Origin of the sequence: Actinophytocola sp. (genome assembly GCF_050699935.1) — a bacterium.
Classification (GTDB): Bacteria; Actinomycetota; Actinomycetes; order Mycobacteriales; family Pseudonocardiaceae; genus Actinophytocola.
The window spans coordinates 1-21,695 of record NZ_JBOHGB010000017.1 but is presented as its reverse complement, the minus strand read 5'-3'; the positions used below and the strand labels follow the sequence as shown (position 1 = coordinate 21,695).

14 protein-coding genes are annotated in these 21,695 nt (G+C 72.8%); all 14 read right to left on the bottom strand.

The window, feature by feature from the left end:
* Positions 1-25: 25 nt before the first annotated feature.
* Entirely contained in the window at positions 26-1,246 is a 1,221-nt protein-coding gene (locus tag ACRDTB_RS08860) for an MFS transporter (protein WP_431429535.1), read from the bottom strand.
* A complete protein-coding gene (locus ACRDTB_RS08855) occupies positions 1,246-3,843 on the bottom strand; it encodes an amino acid adenylation domain-containing protein (protein WP_431429534.1) in 2,598 nt (865 codons plus the stop codon). The genes ACRDTB_RS08860 and ACRDTB_RS08855 overlap by 1 nt, the downstream gene beginning before the upstream one ends.
* 2 nt (positions 3,844-3,845) lie before the next feature.
* A complete protein-coding gene (locus ACRDTB_RS08850) occupies positions 3,846-4,820 on the bottom strand; it encodes a 3-oxoacyl-[acyl-carrier-protein] synthase III C-terminal domain-containing protein (protein ID WP_431429533.1) in 975 nt (324 codons plus the stop codon).
* A gap of 118 nt (positions 4,821-4,938) precedes the next feature.
* Entirely contained in the window at positions 4,939-6,018 is a 1,080-nt protein-coding gene (locus ACRDTB_RS08845) for an acyl-CoA dehydrogenase family protein (RefSeq protein ID WP_431429594.1), read from the bottom strand.
* 16 nt (positions 6,019-6,034) lie between these two features.
* Positions 6,035-6,298: an acyl carrier protein gene (locus ACRDTB_RS08840; RefSeq protein WP_431429532.1), complete on the bottom strand. Its 264-nt coding sequence runs from the start codon at positions 6,296-6,298 to the stop codon at positions 6,035-6,037.
* A complete protein-coding gene (locus ACRDTB_RS08835) occupies positions 6,295-7,158 on the bottom strand; it encodes a 3-hydroxyacyl-CoA dehydrogenase family protein (RefSeq protein ID WP_431429531.1) in 864 nt (287 codons plus the stop codon). The genes ACRDTB_RS08840 and ACRDTB_RS08835 overlap by 4 nt, the downstream gene beginning before the upstream one ends.
* Entirely contained in the window at positions 7,155-10,313 is a 3,159-nt protein-coding gene (locus ACRDTB_RS08830; protein ID WP_431429530.1) for a beta-ketoacyl synthase N-terminal-like domain-containing protein, read from the bottom strand. The genes ACRDTB_RS08835 and ACRDTB_RS08830 overlap by 4 nt, the downstream gene beginning before the upstream one ends.
* Before the next feature lies 1 nt (position 10,314).
* Positions 10,315-10,620, bottom strand: coding sequence for an acyl carrier protein (locus ACRDTB_RS08825; protein ID WP_431429529.1), 306 nt, complete (start codon positions 10,618-10,620; stop codon positions 10,315-10,317).
* Positions 10,613-15,010 (bottom strand): amino acid adenylation domain-containing protein, encoded by a 4,398-nt coding sequence (locus tag ACRDTB_RS08820; RefSeq protein WP_431429528.1) that lies wholly within the window; start codon positions 15,008-15,010, stop codon positions 10,613-10,615. The genes ACRDTB_RS08825 and ACRDTB_RS08820 overlap by 8 nt, the downstream gene beginning before the upstream one ends.
* Position 15,011: 1 nt before the next feature.
* On the bottom strand, positions 15,012-16,850 hold the full coding sequence (locus tag ACRDTB_RS08815; RefSeq protein ID WP_431429527.1) for a non-ribosomal peptide synthetase: 1,839 nt from the start codon (positions 16,848-16,850) through the stop codon (positions 15,012-15,014).
* A gap of 4 nt (positions 16,851-16,854) precedes the next feature.
* Entirely contained in the window at positions 16,855-17,931 is a 1,077-nt protein-coding gene (gene hppD / locus ACRDTB_RS08810; RefSeq protein ID WP_431429526.1) for a 4-hydroxyphenylpyruvate dioxygenase, read from the bottom strand.
* A 321-nt stretch (positions 17,932-18,252) separates the two neighbouring features.
* Positions 18,253-19,089, bottom strand: a complete 837-nt coding sequence (locus tag ACRDTB_RS08805) for a hypothetical protein (RefSeq protein WP_431429525.1) — start codon at positions 19,087-19,089, stop codon at positions 18,253-18,255.
* On the bottom strand, positions 19,086-19,595 hold the full coding sequence (locus tag ACRDTB_RS08800; RefSeq protein WP_431429524.1) for a SigE family RNA polymerase sigma factor: 510 nt from the start codon (positions 19,593-19,595) through the stop codon (positions 19,086-19,088). The genes ACRDTB_RS08805 and ACRDTB_RS08800 overlap by 4 nt, the downstream gene beginning before the upstream one ends.
* 109 nt (positions 19,596-19,704) lie before the next feature.
* Positions 19,705-21,695 (bottom strand): S9 family peptidase (locus ACRDTB_RS08795; protein WP_431429523.1); only part of this gene is annotated, 1,991 nt, incomplete at its 5' end.

Genomic DNA, 21,695 nt, shown 5'->3' with positions numbered 1-21,695 from the left:
CTCGGCCGGTGGAACCGGCCAGGCGTCAGGTGCTCGGCTCGGCGCTGAGCTTCGCTCTGCGAGATGCCCAGGTGGCCACGGTCGGGGCGGCGAGGCCCGCGCCGAGCAGCACGGCCGCCAGGATCAGCCAACCTGGCCAGCCGGTGCCCATCACCACCGCGGTGCCCAACACCGGGGCTATCACGCCGCCGAGCTGGATGGACATGTTGAACACACCCTGGTACTGGCCGTGCGCGTGCTCGGGGGCCAGGTCGAACGCCAGTGCCCACGAGCCGGCACTGTGCAGGAGCTCGCCGAACACGTGGATCGTGCCGCCGACCAGCAGGATCGTCACGGCCAGCCACGGTGGTTGGCCCGCGGCGACGGCGTACAGCGCGCAGCAACCGGCCAGCAGCACGCCACTGGTGCGCAGTGCCCGGACCCCGCCGGCCACGTCCGAGCTGTTGCGGGTGGCCCGGACCTGGAACAGCACGACGATGATGGTGTTGAGCAGCAGGATCGCCGCGTACACGGTCACCGGCGCGTCGGTCCGTTCCGCGATCCACAGTGGTAGCACCACGGTCAGCACGCTGTCGTGCATCACCAGTAGCGCGTTCAGCGCGACGAACAGCGTGAACGGACGGTCGCGCAGCACCTCCCAGCGAGGCCCGCCGGCCGGGTGCGGCACCGGCTCCGGGCTTGACAACCTCAGGTACACCAGGCCGGATCCGGCGAAGAGCACGCCGCACGCGAGGAGCATGCCGACGTACACGGCCCGGGTGTCGAAGTGCAGTGCCACGCCGCCGGCGACCGCGCCCAGCGACAGGCCGATGTTGGTGACCGAGTGCAGCAGCGCTCGGGTGGCGACCCGCCGTTCCGGCTCCACCACGCCGGCGACCAACGCGCCGCGGGCGGCCTCCGCCGACGAGTGGAAGCTGATCACCGTGCTGACCGCGATCACGAACGGCACGAACCCGCCGACCAGCGCGTAGCACGACACGGCGACGCCCTGCACGGTCACCAGCACGATCGCCGCGTCCCGTGCGCCGAACCGGTCCGCGGCACGGCCCGCGAGGGGGCTCGCCACCATCCCGCACAGCGCCGCGATCGTCATGCCGAGCCCGACCCGCTCGGGCGGGATGTCCACGGCGCGGGTGAAGTACAGGACGGCGACCGCCACCATGGTGCCGAACCCGGTGGTCCTGGCCAGCCCGCTCGCCGCGAGCACCCGCACCGGGCCCGGCGGCGGGATCAGGTCACGAAGCATCAGCGTGCTCCCTCCATCAGTTCCGCCGCCAACGCCCGTCGGTCGGCCTTTCCGTTGGCGTTCAACGGCAACGCGTCCAGGCGCAGGTAGCGGCGCGGCACCATGTGCACGGGAATCCGCTTGCGCAGCCACAACATGAACTCCGCGGCGGGGATCTCCGCGCCGGTGTGCACGCCGACCAGCTCGACCTCCTCGTCCCGCCGCAGGGCCACCGCCACCGCCTCCAAGACGTCCGGGTGGCGCAGCATCGCCGCCTCCACCTCGCCGAGCTCGACCCGGTAGCCACGCACCTTCACCTGGTTGTCCGACCGTCCCAAGTGGACCCACAGGCCATGCTCGATCCGCACCCGGTCGCCGGTGCGGTAGTAGTGCTCGCCGGTCAGCTCGCCCCTTGCGGCATAGCTCTCCACCCCGTCCCGGTAGCGCAGGAACCGCCCGACGTTCTCGGCCGGGTCCAGGTAGCCGTCGAACCGCTGGCGGCCGCGGATGCACAGCTCCCCCTCGGTCGCCGGACGGCCATGCTCGTCGAGGATCAGGTACTCCAGGGACTCGTCCACCGCACCGATCGGAACGGTGTCGTTGGAGGTGACCGGCCACCGCTCCGGCTCGGCCGGCAGCGCGTAGGCCGTACACGTCACACTCAGCTCGGTCGGCCCGTAGACGTTCTCGACCACCGTGTTCGGTGCGACCGCCCGCCACGCCCGGCACTGTCGCTGGGTCAGCGGCTCGCCGACGAAGATGCTGTACCGCAACGAGGTCACGACCGCGTCCGGACGGTTGCCCAGCGTCGCGCTGATCGACAGCACCGACGGGACCGAGTACCAGTGGGTGATCCGCCGGTCGATGATGTAGTCCACCGGCCGAAGCAGTTCGGCACGCTGCGGCACGACCAGCGTGCCACCGCCGCCCCAGGTGACGAACAGGTCGAACAGCGACGGGTCGAACGTCAGGTCGAAGGTGTGCGACGTCCGGGCGCCGGGTCCGACCTCGTACCGCTGGATCTGCCGCTCCAGGTAGGGGAAGACCTGGTGGTGGCGGATCGGCACCCCCTTGGGCACCCCGGTCGAGCCGGAGGTGAACAGGATGTAGGCGAGCCCGTCCGGATCCGGCTCGTACGGCGGCGGCCCGGCGGAGCCGGAGACGTCCACATCAGACAGCTGGAGCACCGTGGGCCCGGTTGGCAGGTCGGCGAGCTGGGCGGCGCCCGCGTCGTCGGCGACCAGCACGTCCGGGACGACCTGGTCGCACACCATGGCGTTGCGCGCGGCCGGATACCCCGGGTTGAGCGGGACGACCGTGGCACCAAGGCGTTGCACCGCAAGGTATCCCGCGTACGCAACGAGACTGCGGGACGCCAGCAGCGCCACCCGTCGGACGGGCCCGCCGTGCTCGCGGAGGATCCGGGCGGCCAGCGACTCCGCCCGCTCGCGCAGCTCGCGGTAACTCAGTACGAGGTCCCCCACCTCCAGGGCCGGCTCCTCGCCCACCCGCTCCGCGGAGTCTGCGAACCACTGGTACAGCGTCCGGACGTGCAGCGTCGGCGCTACCACCCGCATGGTGACCGGCGGCTCGTGCCGGGACGGCGTCAGATGCAGGTGCTGGCCGCCCTCCGCTGCCGGCGGCAGCGAGCCACGGCAGTCACACGGCGCGTCGTCGAAGCCCGCGAACCGGTACGCGACCTCCATCATCCGGTTGCGCTCGGTCCGCCGGAAGTCCGCCACGAGGTGCGTGCCCGCGGCGGCCGCCTGGTCGGCGAGCCAGTGCAGGATGACCGTGCCGACCCCGAACGAGACCACCCGGCAGGACGTGGCGAGCAGCTTCAGCCGCCAGACCGGCTCGTGCTTCTCCAGCAACAGCACGCCGATCGCGCCGTGCGGGCCGAACCGGTCGGTCAGCGTGGCCACCAGCACCTCGTGCGCCGGGTCGGCCAGCAGCGCCCGAAGGTCGGCGTCCGAATAATGCACCCCGGTGGCGTTCAGCTGGCTGGTCCGCAGGGTGAGCTCCTCGACCCTGGCCAGCTCGGCCTCGCCGGCCCGCTGAACGCGCAGCACCATGCCGAGCGAGCGCAGGAACTCCTCGTCCGCGCCGGTGAACTCGGCCCGCTCGGCGTCCCGGCGGAACCCGGCCTGGTACATGGCCCGGCGCTGCCTGGCGTCCTCGGTGACGGTGGCCGGGCTGAACTCCGGCAGGTCCAGAAAGGACCCGACGGCCTCGGCCGGATAGCAGCGGATGTCCGGCAGGTGGTAGGCCACCTCCGCCCGCTCGGCCGGCTGGTCGTCCACGAACGCGACGACCCCGTGGGCGAACCCGAGCCGCTCGGCGATCTCGGCCACCGAGTCCGACTTGCGCCCCCAGCCGATCATCGGTAGCACGAAGTACTCGGCGAGGCCGAGCTTCTCCAGTCGCTCCCACGCGTGGTCGTGGTCGTTGCGGCTGGCCACGGACTGCAGCACGCCGCGGGCGTCCAGCTCGGTGATCGTGGCCCGCACCGAGTCCGGGACGGTCACCTCGCCGTCCTCGAGCAGCACGCCGCGCCACAGGGTCTGGTCGAGATCCCAGATCAGGCACTTGATCGTCTGGCTCACGGTGCCGCTCACGCTCATACCTCCCACAGGGTCGCCGCCCAGGCCGCGACCGGGCTGTTGTTGAGCACCAGCACGAGGTCCCCGCCCGACACGTCGCCGCTCGCGAGCAGCCTGTCCAGGTTCAGCACCACGTCCATCGCGCCGAGGTGCCCGTAGCTCGCCAGGTGCTCGCCGCACACCGGGTGGATCGGCAGTCCCAACAGGGACTCGTAGAACGAGTACGCGCTCGCGGTGACGTTCTGCATCACGGTGGCGGTGACCGCGTCCTTGGCGACACCCGCGTCGGTGAGGACCAGGTCGACCAGCGCGCCGAGCTCGAGCCGGCTGCGCATGGCCAGCTCGAACCGGTACCGGTCGGGCGAGTCGCACTCCTCGCGCCACTCGTACCAGGGCACCCGCTTGTAGTCCACTGAGAACAGATCGTGGAACTCGCCGTCGGTGCGCACCCGATGTGCCCGCAGCACGGGCCGGCCGCCACGCTCCACGGTCATGGCGTACGCGCCGTCGCCGATCACCGTGACCGGGTACCTGACCCGGTCCACCCCGGTCGGCCTGCTGGCGTGCGCGATCAGCACGCGCTCCCGGCTCGGGTCGGCCGCCAGCAGGTCGGCGGCCAGCCCCCAGGCCACACTCGATCCAGCGCAACCCAGACCGTCCACAGTGAACGCGAACGACGGTCCGAACCCGCACGCGGCCTGCACCCGGCAGACGTCCGAGCCCAGCAGCACGTCCGGGGCCCTCGGCGCGACCAGGAGCAGGATGTCCGCCCGCTCACCGGGTCGGCCGCCAGCCGGCTCGCGGCAGGCCATGGCGGCCAGCTCGGCGGTCGGCGTATCCGGGAACACGCCGACCGTGCGCACGCCGCTGCCGCCGGCGAACTCCGCCTCCTCCCGGCCGAGCAAGGGAACTTCCGGCAGCTCGCCGACCTCGACGAGCTTGTCCGGCAGTACACAATGGATGAACCCGATACCTGCGCTCACGGTGCTCATGGTTCGCTCCGCTCCTCCGCTACCCGCCGCCTTCCCCCCTCACGTGCCCAGCGCTGACACGCCCGCGCACGCTCCTCGGCCCAGACGACGAACACTCCGTCACTCCCGCTCACAGTGCTCATGTCCACTCCGCCACGGCGTGCCTGGCGAGGGCGAGCTGGCAGATCTCCGAGCTGCCCTCGATGATCTCCATCAGCTTGGCGTCCCGGTAGGCCCTGGCGACCGGGTGGCCGTCCCGCGCACCCGCGGATCCCAGGACCTGCACGGCGGAGGCGGCACCGCGTACGGCACTCGTCGCGGCGAGATGCTTGGCCAGCATGGCCGCCGACGCGACCTCCGGTGCGCCGTCGTCCCAGCACCGGCTGGCGTGCGCGCAGGTGTGCGTGGCGGATCGCTCGGCCACGAGCAACTCGGCGAGATGCCGAGCCACCAGCTGGTGCTCGGCGATCGGCACGCCGAACTGCTCGCGGGTGCTCGCATGCCGGGTGGCCTCGGCCAGGCAGGCCCGCAGGATGCCGACGCACCCCCACGCGACCGACAGCCGGCCGTAGCCGAGCGTGGTGGTGGCCAGCAGGCCGACCGGCAGGCCTGCGGCGCCGAGCAGCGCGTCGGCCGGCAGTCGAACTTCGTCCAGGTGGACGTCGGCGTGCCCGGCCGCTCGGCAACCGACCGGGTCGGCCACCGGCTCGACGCGTACGCCGGGCGCGGTGGCCGGCACCACGACCACGGCCGCGCCGTCGCCGTAACGACCGAACACCACCAGCAGCTCGGCGTAGGCGGCACCGGTGACCCACACCTTGTGCCCGGCCACCACGACCGATCGTCCGTCGTCGACGATCGTGGTGGTCAGCGCGGACAGGTCGCTGCCCGCGCCCGGCTCGCTGAACGCCACGCCGGCGAGTGCGCCCGCGGTCATCCGGGGCAGGTAGCTCGCCTTCTGCTCGGCGGAGCCGAACCGGAGCAGCGTCCACGCGGCCATGCCGTGCGAGGTCAGCAGGCTGCGCAGCGAACCGCAGTGGCGGCCCACCGCCGCGGTCAGCTCGCCGCCCACCACACTGGACAGACCCATCCCGCCGTACTCGACCGGCACCTCGGCACACAGCACGCCCTTGCCGGCGAGCTCGCCGACCACGTCCGCCGGCAGCCGGCCGGCGAGGTCCCACTCGCCGGCGTGCTCTCCGGCCAGCTCGGCCACCATGGCGGCGGCGTCGTGCTCATTCACCGTTGGCCCGCAACCTAAGCACCAGCTCGGTCATCGTGGCGACGGTGCGGAAGTGCTCCAGGCGCAGGTCTTCCGCGCCGATCGCGATGCCGAACGCGCTCTCCAGGTGCATCACCAGCTCCAGCGCGAACAGCGAGGAGAACGACCCGGACGCGAACAGGTCCTGGTCGGGCTCCCAGGTGGTCTTGGCGCGCTTGCCGAGGAACGCCAGCAGGTTCTCGCGCACCGCCTCGGCGGTGACCGATGTCTGTGTCACAGCGTGCTCCCGTGCTCGAAGAATCCCCGGCCCGCCTTGCGACCGTGCTCGCCGGCGGCCACCTTGGCCAGCAGCGACTCGCATGGCCGGTACCCGTCGTCGCCGGTCCGCTCGTGCAGTACCCGCAGCGAGTCGGCGACGTTGTCCAGCCCGATGAGGTCGGCCGTGGCCAGCGGGCCGGTCTGGTGACCGAGGCAGCCGCGGAACAGCTCGTCCACCTGCGCCGGCGTGGCCAGGCCCTCCTCGACGATCCGGGCGGCCTCGTTGATCATCCGCTGCAGCACCCGGTTGATCACGAAACCCGGCCCGTCACCCACCACCACGGCCGCCATGTCCAGTGCGGCGAGCAGCTCGGTCGCCGCGGCCATCGCCGCGTCGCCGGTGCGCGGGCCCCGAATCACCTCGACCGTCCGGATCAGGTACGGCGGGTTCATGAAGTGGATGCCGACCAGGTCGGCCGGACGGGCGACGGCCCCGGCCAGCTCGTCGATCGGGATCGCCGAGGTGTTGGACACCAGCAGCGTCCCGGGCGCCACCGCGGCGGAGATCTCGGCGAGCGTCTTGACCTTGGTCTCCGCGTTCTCGGTGACCGACTCGATCACGGCGGTCACCGACGGAAGGTCCACAGTGGATCCCTCGGTCGTCAGCTCGCCGGTCGGCCCGGTGCGTGGCAGCGAACCCATCAGCTGGGCGAGCCGGAGCTGCTGGCGCACGGACTCGCCGGCCCTGCCGGCCTTCTCCGCGTCGATGTCGACCAGGTGCACGGGCAGGCCGCGGCCGACGGCGAGCGTCGCGATGGCGGTGCCCATCACGCCCGCGCCGACGACCGCCAGCCGGTGGGCCGTCTGGGAGTTCGTCACCTGACCTCCAGGGGTTGGGACAGCAACCTGGCGAAGTCCGCCTCGCGTGCGGCGAGATGGTCGAGGCAGCGGCGCAGCAGCTCCCCGCTGGGGTTCGGGTCGAGCCCGTGCCCGGCGAGCCATGGCCGCCAGGCCACCGCCTCGAGGTCGTGCGGGCCGAGCCAGTGATCATCCACTTCGTACAGTGCCATGGTGGACAGCACCTGGTGGCCGGTGACCAGCGCGCGCTCGGCGACCAGCCGCTGCCAGCGTTCGAGGGCCACCGGCGCGGTGGCCAGGCCAGTACCGGCCAGCAGCTCGAACATCCGGCGCGGGCTCACGGCCGTCTCGGCGGCGAGATGGTAGGCCCGCCCGGCGGACGTGGGGTCCGTGGTCAGCTCGGCGATGGCGGCGGCCACCACGTCCACGGGCGCCATGGGCCATGCCCGGTCATCCTCCGGGTGGGCGCCGACCTCGAGACCGCTGGCCATCAGGTGCCAGATCAGGTCCCTCGGGTTGCACGCCCCCGTCGCGGTGGCGCCGAGGATGAAGCCGGGACGGAACACCCGCACCCGCAGGCCGTCCCGCTCGGCCCGTTCGAGGATCCGCTCGCCGACCCACTTGCTGACGCCGTAACCGCCCTGGAGCGGGTCGAGCGGCTGCTGGCGGGTCTCGGTGATCCGGTAGGCACCGCCGAGTGACTCACCCGTGGCTCCGATGCTCGACACGAAGCCGAGGTCGCGGATGCCGGCGCCGCGCATCCAGCGCACCAGGTCGACCAGCGTGTGCACATTGTCCGCACGCAGCACCCGGTAGGGCTCGGTGAACACCACCCGCGCCGCGCAGTGCAGCACGTACCCGACCGCCGCGGCGTCGACCCGTTCGAGGTCGGTCACGGGCACCACGCGCGCGGAGTCCGGCTCGGGCAGCTCGTAGCGGGCCGCCGCGGCCCGGATCCGTTGCCGGGCATGGGCTTCGCCGTCCGCACGCACGAGGCAGTGGACTCGCCGGGCCGGCACCCGCAGCAACGCGTGCAGCAGAAACGCGCCGAGAAACCCGGTGGCGCCGGTGAGCAGCACGTCCTGGCCGGCTGTGGATGGTGCGGAGGCGACTGGACCGAGCGGCAGCTCGATGTCGGCGTCGACCAGTGCGCCGTCCCCGTCCGCCGCCGCGCCGGCACCCCGCCCGCCACGCACCAGCTCGGCGACTCGGCGCACGGTCGCCCGGCTGCCGCCGGCGCGGTGCACGTTGACCAGGACGTCGTGGCGGCGCTGGATCTCGAGGGCCATGCGCACCGACAGCAGCGACGTGCCGCCGAGCGCGCCGAACTCGTCGTCCGGGCCGATCGCGGCGACGCCGAACAGCTCACGCCACACCGAAAGCAGGTCGGCCTCGAGGTCATCGGCCGTGCCGGTGTCCGATGTGGACCGCAGGACCGGGGCGGCCGCGGGCGCGGCGACGGGGTCGAGCCGGTCCAGCGCCCAGTAGCGGCGGCGCGAGAACGGGTAGGTGGGCAGGGTGACCCGCCGGCCGGTGCCGGGGAGCGCGGCCCAGTCCACGTCGGCACCACCCAGCCACGCCTCGACCGCCGCCTCCTCGGTGTCCCCGCGGAAAGTACCGGTGGGCGTGACGTGCGCGGTGCGGACCAGTGGCGGGCGGGGCAGCCGGAGCGCGGCGACGACCTGGTCCGGCGTCGCCGTGACCACCCGGCGCTCGTCGAACGACGCCCGGCCGACCCGCAGGGTGTGCGCGACGTCCGCGAGCGAGTGCTCGTCGCGCACGAGCTCGTCGGCCAGCGCCCGGGACATGGCGTCCAGCTCGCCCCTCGTGCGGGCGGAGAGCAGCAGGCGAACCCGTCCGCCAGCCGTCGCCGGTGGCCGGGTGGGCGCCGGTGGCGGCGCGAGCACGGCGGTGGCGATCGTGCCACCGAGACCCATCGAGTTGACCAGCACCCGCCGGTCCGGATCGGCGCACCGGCCGGGCTCCGGCGAGATCGCGAACGGGCTGCCCGCGAGCACGCCGGGGTCACGAGCGTGCGCGAACAGCGGGTGCGGCGGCAGCGAGCCGGTCGCGGCGACGTGCACCGCCTTGATGAACCCGGCGATGCCGGCCGCCGGTCCACAGTGGCCGATGTTCGCCTTCACCGAGCCGAGGCCGCAGAAGCCGGTGCCGGTCGCGCTCAGCCCGTCGGTCAGGCCTCGCAGCTCGATCTGGTCGCCGAGCGGCGTACCGGACCCGTGTGCCTCCACGTAACGCAACTCGGTGCCGGAAACGCCGGCCACGCCCAGCGCCGCACGTACCACCGCGGCCAGCCCACCGGGGCTCGGCGCGGTGAACCCGGTGCGCTCGGCGCCGTCGTTGCCGACCGCGCTGCCCAGCACGACGGCGCGCACCGGGTCGCCGTCGGCCAGCGCGTCGGCGAGCCGGCGCAGTGCCACCACGCCGACGCCGGAGCTGAACGAGGTGCCGGTGGACCGAGCGTCGAACGCGCGGCACAGGCCGTCGGCGGAGGCCAGACCGCCGGGCCGGTAGCGGTAGCCGGCGTGCGGCTCGTTCACCGCGGCGCCGCCGGCCAGCGCCAGGTCGCACTCGCCGGACAGCAAACCGAGCACGGCGTAGTGCACCGCGGACAGCGAGGAGGAGCACGCGGTGCCCACGCTGACCGACGGCCCGCGCAGGTCGAGCTTGTAGGCGGCCCGCGAGGTCAGGAAGTCCGGCGCCGAGCCGAGGTAGAGGTCGGCGTCGTCGTTCACCGCGGCCACGCCGTGCTCGCGTGCCGCGGCGACCTGCAGCGCGAGCGAGTAGTTGCTCGGGCCGGCGCCAGCGAAGACCCCGGTGAGCGGGGCGGGCGGGCCGGGCGGGTGTCCGGCCGCCTCCATGGCCTCCCAACAGGTCTCCAGGAACAGCCGCTGTGCCGGGTCGATGAGCTCGGCCTCGCGCGGCGGGTAGCCGAAGAACTCGGCGGCGAACCCGGCCGGGTCGGGCAGCGTGCCGGCCACTCCCACGAAGTCCGGCGCGGCGAGGGTTCGCGCCGACACGCCGGCCGCGCGCAACGTCTCCGCCGACAGTCTCCTGGTGGAAACCGTTCCGTCATCGAGATTGCCCCAGAACCGTCGTGGGTCGGACGCGTCCGGGAACCGGCAGGCCACGCCGACCACCGCGATGGCGGTTTCCATCTCAGCGTCCCGGCTGGGTGCGCTCGGCCCGGCGCAGCAGACCCGCCCGGCTGGGTGCCGGGGTTTCCGGTGTGCTGGCGTGCTCGCCGGCGAGCAGTGCGGCCTGGGCACGGATCGTCGTGTGCTGGAACAGATCTGGAGGCTCCAGCTCCAGGTCGGTCAGCGCGTTGAGCCGCTCGAGCAGGACGATGAGCAGGATGGAGTCCCCACCCACGTCGAAGAAGTTCACATCGGCCGGTACGGACCCGGTGTCCAGCACCTCGACCCACGCCGCGGTGACCTGCTCGATCAGGTCCTGTTCACTCATCTCGCACTCCTGTCAGGACGGCTGCGTCCGGATCGGCCACCAGGTCGGCGGCCACGTCCACAATGGACGCCAACAGACCGGCCGCGGTGGCGGCCGACCACAGCTCGGTCGGGTAGGTCGCGGTGAGCACCAGCTCGTCACCCTGGTCGGTGACCGTGAGGTCCAGCTCGTACTTGACGGTCGTCCCGGGCAGCGGCAGGTAGCGCGCGGCCGTCCCGGGACCGAGGTCGGGGACCGTGTGTTCGCCGTCGAACACCCCGAGGTAGACCGGGGTGAGCGGCGGGCGGCTCAGGTCGCGGCCGGGGTGCAGCGCGGCGACCACCTCGTCGAAGGGCACGTCGGCCGTGCGGTAGCAGGCACGGACGTCGTCCCGGACCCGTTCGAGGAGTCGCCGCCAGGTCGGCTCGTCACGCAGGTCCGCCCGGAGCACCAGCGTGTTGACGAACATCCCGACCGCGTGCGTGGTGTCCGCCCGGTCCCGGCCGGCCCACGGGAAGGCGATCAGGAAGTCGCGCTGCCGGCTCGTCCGGGCGAGGGTGGCGGCGAGCAGCGCTGCGCTGGTGACGAAGGTGGAGCAGCCGAGCGGGCCGGCCACGGCACGCAGCCGACCGGTGAGGTCCTTGTCTACAGTGGACGACGTGGTGCTCGCCACGACCGGCTGCACCTCGCGCCGTGGCCCGGCCAGCGGGAGCGCGACGTCGGTCGGGGCACCACGCAACCGCTCGATCACCTCGGCGGCGCCGGTACCGGTTGTCGGGGTGATCTCGACCGGGTGTACGGCCGGCGGAAGACTCTCGTTCCGGTACGCCCGGCCGATCTGGTCGAACAGGACGTCGAAGGACCAGCCGTCGAACACGATGTGGTGCGTGACGACCGCCAGTACCGTGCGGTCCCCGTCGGCGATGACTCGCGCCCTGGCCGGCGCGTCGGCGGCGAGGTCGAAGGACGTCCAGCAGAACTCGGCGAGATCCGCGGTCCCGTGGGTGATCTCGACCTCGGGCGGCGGGCCGTCGGTGCGGTAGTGGATGCGACGCCGGCCGGGGCCGAGCTCGAACCGCGAGCGGAGCGCCGGGTGGCGGCCGAGCACGGCGGCCGTCGCGTCCCGCAGCCGCGCGTGGTCCACCGGGCCGGTCAGCTCGATGAGGATGGGGATCAGGTAGGCGGTGCGCAGGGCATTCACCCGGTCGATGAACCAGAGGCGCTGCTGGACCGAGGTCGCCGGAAACCGTTGGCCGGGAGTCGCGGCGGCCGGGATCCCGTCGCACGGCGCGGGTGCGGCCGAGTCGCCGAGCGTGCGGGTGAGCAGGCCGCCCAGGCCGGCGACGGTGGGGTCGGTCAGGAACTCGCGCAGGGTGAGTACGACGCCATGCCGGCGTTCGGCCTCGCGGACGATCTCGATCGCGCCGAGGGAGTGCCCGCCGATGCTGAAGAAGCTGGCGTCGGGGCCCAGTACCTCGTCGACACCCAGCAGCGCTGTCATGATCTCCGCGGCGTGCCGCTCGCCCGGGGTCAGCGCGACGGTGCGCTCGCCGGCCGGTAGCGGCACCGACCGCATCGCCCGCAGTGCGCGGAAGTCGGTCTTGTCGTTGGTGTTGAGCGGGATCTCGTCGACCACGTACAGCCGCGCCGGCAACACGGGCGAGGGCAGCCAGCGCAGCAACGGCGTCACCAGCTCGTCGCGGGTCGGTAGCGTGTCCTTTTCGGACAACACGACGTAGGCGACGAGCCGCTCGGGCTCTCCCTCGGGAACGACCGCGGCCGACCGTACACCCGGCTGCTCCTCGAGCAGGGCACGTACCTCGTCCGGCTCGATCCGGTTGCCCAGGATCTTCACCTGGTGGTCGAACCGGCCGAGGTAGTCCAGCCGCCCGTCGGGGCGGACGGCGACCCGGTCGCCGGTGCGGTACATCCGGCGCCCCGGCTCGACCGGATCCGGCACGTACGCCGTCGCGGTTCGGCCCGGCTGTGCGAGGTAGCCGATGCTCACCCCGACGCCCGCCACGTACAGCTCACCGGGCACGCCCTCCGGCAGATCCTCGCCCTCCGGGCCGAGCACAAGGCAGCGGTAGTTCGGCAGTGGCCGACCGATGGTCGGATGCTCGTCGTCCGGGTCGACGAAGCCGCCCGTGGTCGCGCAGGACACCTCGGCCGGGCCGTACATGTTCTGCGTCGGCACGCCCCACCGTTCCAGGCAGGCGCGGACGATCTGCTGGGTCACGACCTCGCCGGCCGCGGTGATCGCACGCATCGTCGAGCCGGCCGGTGCGCCTTCGTCGGCGACCAGCATCGTGCGCAGCAGGCTCGGTGTCGCGGACATCACGGTCGCGCCGGCCGGGCCGCGGATCAGCCGAACCAGCGCGTGCGGGTCCCGCCGCTCGACGTCGTCGGCGTACACCAGCTGCGCGCCGGCCACCAGGCACCGGAAGGTGTCGAACGTGGCCACGTCGAACTGGGTGGACCAGGTGCACAGCACCCGGTCCGCGGTGGAGAGCCCGAACTCCTCCGCCCACCAGATCACCGTGTTGAGCAGGCCGCGATGCGGGATCATGATGCCCTTGGGCCGGCCGGTGGTGCCGGAGGTGTACAGCAGCACGGCGGGCGACTCGGGATGGGGTGTGACGGGCGGTCCGGGCGGGGCGGGTGCGTGCCGCGACTCGTCGATGCGGATCACCCGCGGCGTGACGTCGAGCCCGGCCAGCAGCTTGACGCCCTCGGCGTCGGCGAGCACGACGTCGGCGCCGACCTCGCGCAGGATGTGCTCGGCGCGGCTCGGCGGGATGTCCACGCCGAGCGGGACGTAGGCGGCGCCGGTGCGCAGCACGCCGAGCCACGCGGCGGTCATGCCGCCACCGCGCGCGGCCGCCACCGGCACGTAGTGCGCGTCGCGCGGCAACCCGGAGGCGATGGCGCGGGCCCAGCCGTCCAGCTCCCGCCAGGTCACCGTTTCGCCGCTCGCGGTCACCGCGGGAGCGTCCGGGTCGACCGAGGCGAGCCGGCCGGCGATGGCGTCGACCACCGTGGTGACGTCGTGCCGCCGCTCCGGTCCACAGAGGACACTCCCGGCATCGCTTCCAGCACCGCGCGCGGTGACCGGCAGGGTGGCCACCGGGCGGTCCGGGCCGGCGAGCGCGGCCTGGAGCAGGACGGTGACGTTCTCGGCCAGCCGGGCGGCGAGCTCCGCCGGGTAGCGGCCGGTGTCGACCTCGACGGTGCCGGTGAGCTCTCCACTGTCCTCTTCGAACAGCACGAGCAGCTCGTACTTGGCGGTGCCGGTGGGCAGCAGCCTCGGCGCGGTCCACGGCGGTGGGACCGGGTAGTCCGGCGCCGGCATGTTCTGCAGTCCGAACGCGACCGTGACCAGGTTCTCCGCTCCCCTCGCCCGAGCGGCCGCCAGCAGCTTCTCGTACGGCAGGCGCTGGTGGGTCAGCGCGGCGAAGGACTCCCGGCGTGCCAGCCCGCACAAGCCCCGGAAGGACACCCCGGCCGGCACCGCGCACAGCAGCGGCACCGTGTTGACGAAGAACCCGACCAGGCGCTCGAACTCCGGGTCGGACCGGTTCGCGGCGACCATGCCGACCAGGAACTCGTCGCGCTCGGTCCAGCGTTTCAGCACGGCCTGGAACGCGGCGAACAGCACCACGAACGGCGTGGCGCGGACCTCGGCGGCGAGCTGCCCGACCCGGTTCCAGACCGGCGCCGGCAGGGTGAACACGTGCTGCTCGCCGGGCCGGCCGCCGCCCGCGTCGGGTACCGCCCGGCGCCCCGCCAGCGCGAGGTCGCCGTCCACGCGCAGCAGTTCACCCACCCTGCGGTCGAGGTGCGCGGCGACCGCAGGCTCGGTGAACGCGGCGCGGTCGCGAGCCGCGAAGTCGGTGTACCGCACCGGCAACGGGTCGAGCTCCGGCACCCGGCCGGCCCGTCCGGCGGCGTACGCGGAGGCGAGCTCGGCGAACAGCGGGCCCGACGACCAGCCATCGATCGCGATGTGGTGGGCGCACAGCAGCATCGCGTCGCCGGCCGGGCCGCCCTGCCAGACCACGCAACGAACCGGCGGCGCCGTGGTGAGGTCGAACGGCTCGCGGGCGACCCGCAGTGCCTCCTCGTGGACCCACGCCCAGTCGCCGCGCGCGGGCCGCACCTCCAGGGGCACCGGACCCGGCGGACGCACCACCTGCACCGGGCTTCCCTCGCACAGCTCATAGGTGGTGCGCAGCACGTCGTGCCGCTCGGTGACCGCCGCCAGCGCGGTGGCCAACGCGGGCACGTCCACCGGCTCGGTCCAGCGCAGCAGCAGCGGGACGTTGTAGGTGGCCCCACCGCCGGCCGCGTCGATGAACCACAGGCGTTCCTGCGCGAAGGAGAGCGGCGCGATCTTCTCGAGCTGGAGCACGTCAGGTGGTCCTCGCTCGCCGCAGCTGGTCGACGAGGTCGGCGAAGGTGTCGGCGAGCAGCACGTCGGCCGGCTCCAGCTCGATCGACAGCCGGTCCCGCAGCCGCGCCGCCGCCTGCACCGCGAGCAGCGAGTTGCCGCCCAGGTCGAGGAAGTTGTCACCGTCGGCCACCGAGGTGACGCCCAGCAGCTCCCGCCACACGGCGCCGACCTGGCCGGCGAGACCACCGTCCACCCCGCCGTCCACCCCGCCGGTCACACCATCGGCCGACGCCAGCTTCGCCAGCCGGGTGCGGTCGATCTTGCCGGTCGGCCGCACCGGAAGCTCCGGCAACCGGACCCAGCGGGCGGGCAGCATGTAGTCGGGCAGCCGCTCGGCGAGCCTGGCCGCGAGTGCGGCGGTGTCGGCGGTATCCGGGAGCACGAACCCGACCAGGGTGGACGCCGGTCCGTCGCCGACCTTCTCCACCACGGCGGTGTCCACCAGCCCGGTGGCGGTCGCGGCCAGCTCGATCTCGTCCAGCTCGACCCGGAACCCACGCACCTTCACCTGCCGGTCCCGCCGCCCGATCACCTCCAGCGCACCACCCGCGCCCTCCCGGACCAGGTCCCCGGTCCGGTACACGGTGGCCGATCCGCCGGCCGGGTCCGGCACGAACCGCTCCGCGGTCAGCTCGGGCAGGCCCAGATAGCCGAGCGCGACCCCCGGCCCACCGACGCACAGCTCGCCGACCCCGCCCGGCGGCACCGGCCGAAGCTCGCCGTCCGCCCGCTCGTCCACGACGGAGAGCGTGGTGTCCTGGATCGGGAAGCCGATCGGCACCCGGCCGTGCTCCGGCACGCCGTCCAGCGTGCAGTCGAAGTAGCTCGCGAGCATGGTCGTCTCGGTCGGGCCGTAGAGGTTGACCATCCGGTCCGGCGGCGCGTCCGCCAGCACGCGCCGGACCATGGCCGGGTCTGCCTGCTCCCCGCCGAACAGCAGTGTCCGTAGTGGACCGAACACCGCCGGCCGCTCCCGGGCCACCAGGTTGAACACCGACGTGGTGAGGTGCAGGACCGTCAGCCGCTCCGCCGAGACCAGCTCCACCCAGCGGTCCAGCCCGCCATCGGTGACGTCCGGGAACATCACGACCGTCGCTCCGGCGGCCAGGCCGCCCCAGACCTCGAAGGTGATCGCGTCGAACGCCGGGTTGGCCGTGCACGCCAGCCGGTCGCCGGGGGCGATCGTGCAGAACCACGGCTTGCGCACCAGCCGGACCACCCCGCGGTGGGGTACCAGCACGCCCTTGGGCCGGCCGGTCGAGCCGGACGTGTAGACCAGGTAGCACGGGTCGTCCCCGCCGGCGGCGACCTCGGCGGCGACGTCGGTGGCGGCGTCGGCCTCCGGCCCACCAGCCGCGGGAACCGGCACGCACCGCACCGTCTCGGGCAGCTGGACGGCGTGCCGCCCGAGAGCCGTCAGTACACAGTGGACATCCGCGTCGGCGACGAGCTCCGCGACGCGTCCGGGTGGCGTCGCGGAGTCGAGCGTCAGGTAGGCCGCGCCGGCGCGGACCACGCCGAGCAGCCCGACGACCAGCTCGACCGACCGGTCCAGCGCGACCGCGACCACCTCGCCAGGACGGACTCCGCCCGCCACCAGCTCGGCGGCCAACCGGCCGGCACGCTCCCACACCTCCCGGTAGGTCACCGCGACCCCGGTGCCCGCGACCGCCACCGCCGGCGCGTCCGGCGTCCGTGCGCACCACTCGGCCACCAGCGCGGCCACCCCCGCGTTCGGTCGACTGTTCTCCCGGGTCACCGGCACGGGTGGCGCCTGCCCCAGATCCTCCCCGGCCACCCGGCTACTCCGACACCTTCGAGCTCTCCAGCTCCACCGCCTCATAGAGAGCCTTGATGTTGCCGCTGCCGAACGTGGTCGCCCCGCACCGCTCGATGACTTCGAAGAAGAACGTCCGGCGCGGGTGCGTGGAGCGAGCGAATATCTGGAACAACTGGCCGTCATGATCCTCGTCGACCAGAATGTTGAGCCGCCGCAGGTCGCCGACCGAATGCTTTGACAAATCAATTCGGCCGGGCAGCCGGTCGTAGTAGGAATCCGGGGTGATCAGCAACTCCACGCCCCGATTTCGCAGCTCGTCGATAGAGGTGACGATGTGCTCGGAGGTGAAGGCGATGTGCTGGACCCCCGACCCACCGTGGCTTTTCAGGAACTCATCGATCTGGCCCGGGTCACGGTCCGGGTCCGGCTCGAGTACGGTGAGCGTGACCGTGCCGCTCCGGCTTTGCACGACCTTCGAGTTCATCGCCTGCGCGCCGACCGTGATGCGTTCCTCGAACACCACCTCGAAGCCGAGCGTCCGCTCATAGCACGAGACGGTCGGATCGAGCCAGCCGGCCTCGACGCACACCGCGAAGTGGTCCACCTCGTGCAGCCCGACCCCGGTCGCCGTGCCCGGCCGGTCGAGGATCGCGAAACCGGGCAACGACCGGGGGTCCACGTCGAGTGGCCGCTGCACCAGCGTGTGCACCACATCGCCGAAGCCACCGATGGTCGCGGTGACGATGCCGTCCCGCGCCACCGGCTCGGCCACCGGGCGGGCGCCCCGCCGTACCGCCTCGGCGAAGGTGGCCCGCACGTCGTCGGCTCGCATGGCGATGTCGCACACGCCGTCGCCGTGCGCCGCGACGTAGGCGCGGCCGGGGTGGTCGTCGGTCTGCGGCGCGCACAGCACCAACCGGATCCGGTCCGTACCGAGAGCGACGGAACACGCGTCGGACACCCGGCCGTCCGGAAAACCAGACGCCGCGTAGCTGTCGAACCCGTACGCGTCCGACAGCTCCACGGCCGTGCTGGACACGTCTGCTACATAGCATTTCACGTGATCCAACGTGAGATCACGGAAATCATAGTCCGGCATTTCGCTCCTCGCCGCCCAGTCACCGGACCCCGCTTCGACAACCCCCAGACTCACGATGAGTTACAGTTAACCGCCGTTCGCTACACGTAGCGTTTCCGGTTAACAGATTGCCGCCGGTCCACGATACGCGCCAACGATAGATCCTATTTGCGCACATATCACGGCTCCATTCGGCCTATATCGACATTGCCCCAACGGCCGAGCGGGCTCGTTCGAGCTGACCAACCGCCGCCCGGCGGCGTTAGGCCGAAGGGACGATGGTGTCGTCGACCGCGAGCGGCAGGCCGACCCTCCAGACACCGTGCGCGAAGGACGTTCTCACTACCAGCGCACCCTCAGCTGCGGCATCAGCGCCAGCTCGGTCAACTGGTCGAACGTCAGCAACGGCTGGATGGACGTCGGGATGGACGTCCCGGTTTCCAGGACGAAGACACTCGTACCGTCTGGGCGGCTGGCCACCACGCTCCGCAGGGTGGGGGTGCTCCCGTCGGGTGGTCCCTCGGTGAGAGTGCGTATCGAGGCGCCGTTCTCGAGCTTCTTGGTCGCGCAGCCGGACATCTGTTCGCCGCTCTGCGCGCCGGTGCAGTTCAGTTCCCCTCTGGTCTCGGTCGGCCAGACGTCGATCAGGAGGCTTCGGTCGCTGTCGGTGGTTTCGAGGTCGTATATGACATGCCAGCCGCCGTCGACCACCGACATCCCGATCGGCTGGACCGAGATGTCCTCCGGCAGCCGCGGCGGGCGGGCGGAGAGCAGGCCGGCCAACCTTTTCGCCTCCGCCTCGGTGCGCGGCTCGCCCGGTCGAGGAATGTCGGCACCGGGCACCGGGAAGCCGGGCGCGACCCCACCCTTGGACGGCAGGACCGGAACGGCCGGCGTCGTGGTCACCTCGCTATGACTGACCGGTGGAGGTGCGGGCACGGCGGCTCCGGCCGGGGCGCCCGACGAACCATTCGGGCCGGCCAAGCTGGTCAGCGCAACCGCGCCGACCAGGACCGCCACCACACCGGTGGCCACCCCACCGGAGATGGCCAGCCTGCGCCTACGAACCACGCGCCTGCCGCGCCGCAGCACCTCGTCGCGGGCCATCCACAGTGGCGGCTCGTCACCGAGGGCCCGGCCGAGCAGCCGCTTGCCGTCTCGTAGGTCCTGCTCGTTCACGCACGACCTCCCGCAGCGTCATGGTTTGCGCCAAGCACCGTGCGCAGCATCGCCATCCCCTTCGCGGCCTGGCTCTTCACGGTGCCCTCGCTCCTGCCGAGTATCGCGGCGGTCTCCGCCACGGACATGTCCTCCCAGTACCGCAGCACCACCACGGCTCGCTGCCCAGCCGGGAGGGTGGCGAGCGCACGTCGCACATCCAGCACGTCCTCCACCGGCCTCGCCGCGACGCCGACCTCGGGTAGCTGATCGACCAGGTTCTCCCGCCGGCGAAACCCCTTGCGCGACTCGTCGATCGCCGCCCTCACCATCACCGTGCGGGCATAGCCGTCCAGGCCGCCACTGCGGCGCAGCCGTGGCCAGGCAGCGTAGATCTTGATCAGGGTGGTCTGGACGAGGTCCTCCGCACGGTGCCAGTCGCCATTGCACAGCAGGTACGCGGTCCGGCGCATGACGACGGCACGGCTGTCGAAATACTCCCCGAACTCCGCATCTCGATCAGTCACGGACTCAGTTCCTCCCGGTTACCCGTGATACGGATGCCGACCGCGCCAGGTTGCCTCGAGGCGCGCGAAAGGTTGGAAACGATCGATCCCGGCATCGGGTATCGGGGCGTCACACCCAGGGCAGGTCGTCGCCCGGGAGCTGGCGGACGTGCCGGTCGAGGAACCGGCGCAGGGTTCGGTACCAGGTTTCCAGGTTGCCGGGTCGGCGGATGCTGTGCCCCTCGTCCGGGAAGTACAGGAACTGGTGTCCCCGCTCCCCCGCCAGGGCGTCGGCGTTGAGCTCCTGCCACAGATGCAGAGCCTGGCTGACCGGCACCCGGCGGTCGCGGGCGCCGTGCACTAGCAGGACCGGGGGCAGGTCGGCCAGGTCTCCGGTCCGCTCTCCGTCCACATCGGACAGCTCACGCCGGAAGTAGTGACCGGCGTCGGAGCTCGCGACGAAGCTCGGCAGGTCGAACGGCGCCGCCTGCACCACCCCGCACCGGAACCGGTCGCGGTGCCGCCGCAGCAGCCGCAGGGCGAGGTAGCCGCCGAACGAGCCGCCGGCGGCCGCGACCCGGGCCGGGTCGAGCGCGGGGAACTCGGCGAGCGCCGCGTCCAGCAGCGCCAGCGTGTCCGTCACGGGCGCGCGGTCCCACGCGCCCCAGCCGCGGTCGAGGTGCGCCTGCCCGTAGCCGGACGACAGGGCCGGGTCGGGCAGCAGCACCGCCCACCCCTGGTCGGTGAGCACAGTCGGGTTCCATCCCCACAGCCAGCCGGTCCACGAGGCGATGGGCCCGCCGTGCAGGAACACCGCGAGCGGCAGCGGTCCGGCGGCATCGCCCGGCAGCGCGAGCCATGCGCCGAGCCGGACACCGTCGACCTCGCGGCCGACCCGGTGCAGGTTCGTGCCGGCGCCCTCCGGCGTCTCCTCGTGCAACACCCGCACGCGAGCGCCGAGCCTGATCACGCGCGGCGGGCTCACCGGGGTGCTGAGGATCGCGAGCACGCCCCGGCCGGTGACCTCGTGGCGCACCACGGCGCCGGTGCGGGTCAGCGCCCTCGGTTCGCCGTCGCGGCCGGCCGAGAACAGCTTGCGGTGACCGTCCTGGTCGGCGACGAAGAGGATGCGGCCGTTCGGGTCGACGCGCACCTGGCCGGGGATCAGCTCGGCGTCGTTGGGGAGGTCGGTGCGCGCGCCGGTCGCGACGTCGACGACGGTGAGCCGATGGCGGGCGGGCGAGCGCGCGGTGCTGCGCTCGGCCACCACGCACACCACCTCCGGCGCATCCGGGGAGAACGCCGGCTCGAGGAAGTCGACGCCGGGCTCGGCGGCGAGCGTCCGGTGCGCGCCGGTCGCGGTGTCGACGAGCACGAGGTCGTGTGCGAACACCGGGCCTGGCCACTCCCGCAGCACGATGACCGCGACGTGCCGGCCGTCGGGCGACACCGCGTACGCCTGGTCCCGCAGGCCGCGCCCGGCCCATGGCGTCAGGTCGGTGGCGGCCGGCTCGCCGCGCAGGTCGAGCAGCACGAGCCGCGGCTCGTCCGGACCGAGGTCGAGGTCGTGCTGGTGGATCCGCGGGCCCTCGTGGAGGATCGCCGACGTCCCGGCGGCGCGCCGGGACACGCGCAACCGCACGTCGTCGGCGAGGTCGGCCGCGTCGCGCATGACCTTCACCTTGAGCACCGCGACCCGCGCGCGGGCCGCGGCGGTCACGGACAGCACGCTGCCGGGACAGCGCCACACCTCGGTGACCGTGCCGCTGGCCGGGTCGAGGGTGGCGACGGTGGTGCCGGTGGCGCCGGCGCGCCCGTCCCGGCCGAGCAGCACGAGCGTGCCGTCGGCGAGCAGGGCGTGCGCGTAGCAGCCGAGCTCGGGCGGCACGGGCACCTCGCCGCCGCCGACCCGGTTCAGCCGGGTGACCCGGAACGAGCCGTCGAACACCTGGGTCTGGAAGTACGCCGCGTCGACCGACGGGCTGGCGACGAGACCGCTGATCCGCGGGCCGCGCAAGGTGAACGACAGCGCCGACCACTGGTCGGGCCCGGCCTGTGGCGGCGTGACGGTCATGGCGCGAGCCGGACCGCGGTCACCGCCGGCGCGGCGCGCGTGCCGGC

Bases quoted from the DNA above. Each gene is read 5' to 3' on its own strand.
- ACRDTB_RS08860 (WP_431429535.1), bottom strand. From the start codon at position 1,246: ATGCTTCGTGACCTGATCCCGCCGCCGGGCCCGGTGCGGGTGCTCGCG.
- ACRDTB_RS08825 (WP_431429529.1), bottom strand. From the start codon at position 10,620: ATGAGTGAACAGGACCTGATCGAGCAGGTCACCGCGGCGTGGGTCGAG.
- ACRDTB_RS08845 (WP_431429594.1), bottom strand. From the start codon at position 6,018: ATGGTGGCCGAGCTGGCCGGAGAGCACGCCGGCGAGTGGGACCTCGCC.
- ACRDTB_RS08850 (WP_431429533.1), bottom strand. From the start codon at position 4,820: ATGAGCACCGTGAGCGCAGGTATCGGGTTCATCCATTGTGTACTGCCG.
- ACRDTB_RS08830 (WP_431429530.1), bottom strand. From the start codon at position 10,313: ATGGAAACCGCCATCGCGGTGGTCGGCGTGGCCTGCCGGTTCCCGGAC.
- hppD (WP_431429526.1), bottom strand. From the start codon at position 17,931: ATGCCGGACTATGATTTCCGTGATCTCACGTTGGATCACGTGAAATGC.